Source organism: Desulfosporosinus sp. Tol-M2 (assembly GCF_059735615.1).
In genome coordinates, this window is record NZ_JCAIJG010000082.1 from 1 (window position 1) to 3,074 (window position 3,074).

General features: G+C 47.4%; 3 protein-coding genes. All 3 read left to right on the forward strand.

The window, feature by feature from the left end:
- Positions 1-574: UDP-N-acetylglucosamine 2-epimerase (locus AC6I5A_RS06215; RefSeq protein ID WP_034613104.1), on the forward strand; the 574-nt coding region annotated here is incomplete at its 5' end.
- Positions 575-635: 61 nt separating this feature from the next.
- Positions 636-1,916: an O-antigen ligase family protein gene (locus tag AC6I5A_RS06220; protein ID WP_052167932.1), complete on the forward strand. Its 1,281-nt coding sequence runs from the start codon at positions 636-638 to the stop codon at positions 1,914-1,916.
- Positions 1,913-3,031: a glycosyltransferase family 4 protein gene (locus tag AC6I5A_RS06225; protein ID WP_034613106.1), complete on the forward strand. Its 1,119-nt coding sequence runs from the start codon at positions 1,913-1,915 to the stop codon at positions 3,029-3,031. Before AC6I5A_RS06220 ends, AC6I5A_RS06225 begins: the two co-directional genes overlap by 4 nt.
- Positions 3,032-3,074 lie beyond the last annotated feature (43 nt).

The window sequence follows — 3,074 nt, forward strand, 5'->3', positions numbered from 1 at the left end:
AGCCCTCTTCTATCAAAAGATTGCCAAGCCCTCTCCGGAAACTGCAACTTTGCTGGCAAGGTTAGCCGGCGGCTTTTATCTCGCGACCGTTCATCGGGCAGAAAACACGGATGACCCGACCCGCCTCACCAATATTATGCAAGCCTTAGAGGATATATCGACCCGAACCCCCGTTGTTTTGCCGCTGCATCCCCGAACGCGTAAATTGCTGGAAAGTGAAGGGATCACCCTGAGTAAGATTCAAATTACTAACCCTGTCGGGTATTTTGATATGATCACCTTGCTTGCTGCCTGTAATGGGGTTTTTACAGACAGTGGCGGTGTTCAGAAAGAGGCCTATTTCTTTGGGAAACACTGTGTCACCTTGCGTGATGAAACCGAATGGGTGGAACTCGTGGAAAATGGTTTCAACACCTTAGTCGGTGCCCAGCCGGATAATATCCTCCGTGCTGAACAAGCTCTGCGCAAGAATACCCTGGATTTCTCCAAAGTCTTATATGGAACAGGACAAGCAGGTGAGCAGATTGTCAGACAATTGGTATACGCATTTTCGAATCAGCTTGCCTCTGCATGAAAGAGCATAAATCAGGATGAAATCAGCAGGTATAGCCTGGAGCAGATGGAGGGATACTGGATTGGAAAAATGGGGTAGATGGCTAATACCATTCTTTTTTGCTATGGTTCCCTGGGATATCAGTAAAGTATTATTTCCTCCCTATCTAAGTACTCCGCAATCTCCGACGACCCTCACTTTTGTAAGGATTGCCACCATGCTCTTAATTGCTTGGGGAGCAGGACTTTTAATGCGAAAGCAGGGTTTAAGTTTTTTGGGCATTCTTTCTCGATCGATGCTTAACTGGGGTGTACTTGCGCTGTTTATAGCAGCCTTGGTTTCCTTAATCGGAAGTCTGCAACCGAACGCCACACTTATGGAAGGGGCTCGCTTGCTCGTCCTTAGCGCACTTGGTATGAGTATAGCTATAGGTGCTATGATCAGCTCAGGTTCGGAAGGGGAACTGGAGCTCATATTGGAGCGAGTTTGGCGGACAATCTTTGTAATGGCCACGCTTGTGGCAATCTTTGGCATAGTACAGTATTTAACAGGTTGGGGGATCTGGGGAGGGGCTATAGCTCCCGGACCCCGTCGTGTAAATGCTACGTTCATGGATTCGAATATTCTGGCTCGTTTTTTGGACATATCAATTCTAGGCACTGCTATTCTCATACTGAAGCAACAGTGGAAGCTGAGCCTGGGCATCGGAGTGGGGCTTTTTTGCCAATTGGCGGCCCTGATTTTCACGTATTCCCGTATGGCCTGGCTCATTCTTTTGGCTGGAATCATAGTCTTAGTCGTACTCTCCCCCAATAGAAACCGCTGGAGGTATTTGGCAGGACTTGGGGTGGGAATCAGTTCCTTATGGTTTATCCCAGCTGTCCAGTCGCGAATTTCTCTCCTGCTTAGTGGACAGGATCCCTCGATCGGTACCAGACAATACCTTATCGAAGGGGGCTGGGCGATGTTCCTTGGGCACCCATTTACAGGGGTCGGATTAGGGAATTTCCAATGGGCCATAGAACATCCCTATAGTTACATCTTACCGTACATAGGAGTGGTCAGTCGCTCTCATACTACTCTTGTGACCGTCGCAGCCGAGATGGGCATTTTAGGGATACTGGCAATGCTTATTTTCCTTGCTACGTTTTTAATCCAAAATCTGAGAGCATCAGGTAAAATGAGAAACTATATGCTCGCGGCGAATTGTGGAGTTCTCGTAATATGGCTTAGTTCTCAAGGAGAAGGCAGATTCTTTGAAGACCCATTATTATGGGCTTTTTGGGGTTTGAGTTTAGCGGTTGCCAAGCAAGAACAAGTGGGCGGGTTGGTTAACTTATTAGAAGTCAGGAGAAGCGAATGAAAGTTTGTCAGTTTACATCGGTTCATCCCTATAAAGATACCCGCATTTATCTTAAAGAGTGTGCAACATTAGCCGCCAGAGGGTATGAAGTACACTTGGTAGCCCCCGATGCACCGGAGCAAGTCATCAATGGAATTCATTTGCATAGTGCAGCGACTCCGAGCGGTGGAAGGTTATCCCGCATGACCAAAACAGTCTGGGCGGTTTACCAAAAAGTACGGGCTCTTGATGCAGATATTTATCACTTTCATGATCCCGAGCTGCTCCCGGTGGGGTTACTTTTAAGATGGAACGGGAAAAAGGTAATTTATGATTCTCACGAAGATGTACCGCGCGATATTTTAATGAAGACCTGGATTCCTGCTTCCCTAAGATTCCTGATTTCCAGAGTATATGAGGTTTTTGAAAATTTTGCCGCCAAGCGGATGAGTTATGTCATTACGGCCACTCCCTTTATCCAAAAGCGTTTTGCTAAAATAACGCCTAACAGTAAGGCGGTTAACAATTATCCGATCTTAGACGAGTTGGAATATGGCAGTCAGGACTGGGACCAAAAGGAACGTGCCGTAACTTACGTCGGCAGTATCACTGCTGTGCGCGGTATCGCAGAAATGGTAAAGGCGATTGGCCAAACCGATGCGAAACTTCTTCTGGGTGGGAAATTCTCTCCCCCGCAGCTGCGTGAGGAAATTAGAACTCTGCCGGGCTGGGAGAGGGTAGAGGAGTTAGGTCAAATTGGCAGAACTGAGGTGGCCAGGATATTTTCTTTGTCCCGTGCGGGCCTGGTCTTATTGCATCCCGGCCCTAATCATACGGATGCTCAGCCCAATAAATTATTTGAGTATATGTCGGCGGGAATTCCTGTGATCGGTTCAAATTTCCCGTTGTGGCAAGAGATTATTGAGGGGAATAATTGCGGGCTTTGTGTTGATCCTCTCGATCCGGCGGCTATTGCCAAGGCCATCACTTGGTTGACAGATCATCCGGCCGAAGCAATGGCCATGGGAGAAAACGGCCGGAAGGCTGTGACAGAAAACTTCAATTGGGATGCGGAAGGGAAGACCTTGATTACGATCTATGAGGGGTTAGGAGTGCAGTATGCTAAAGCAAAATGAGGTAACCGTAATTATGCCCGTCTTCAATGAAGAGAAGAATATT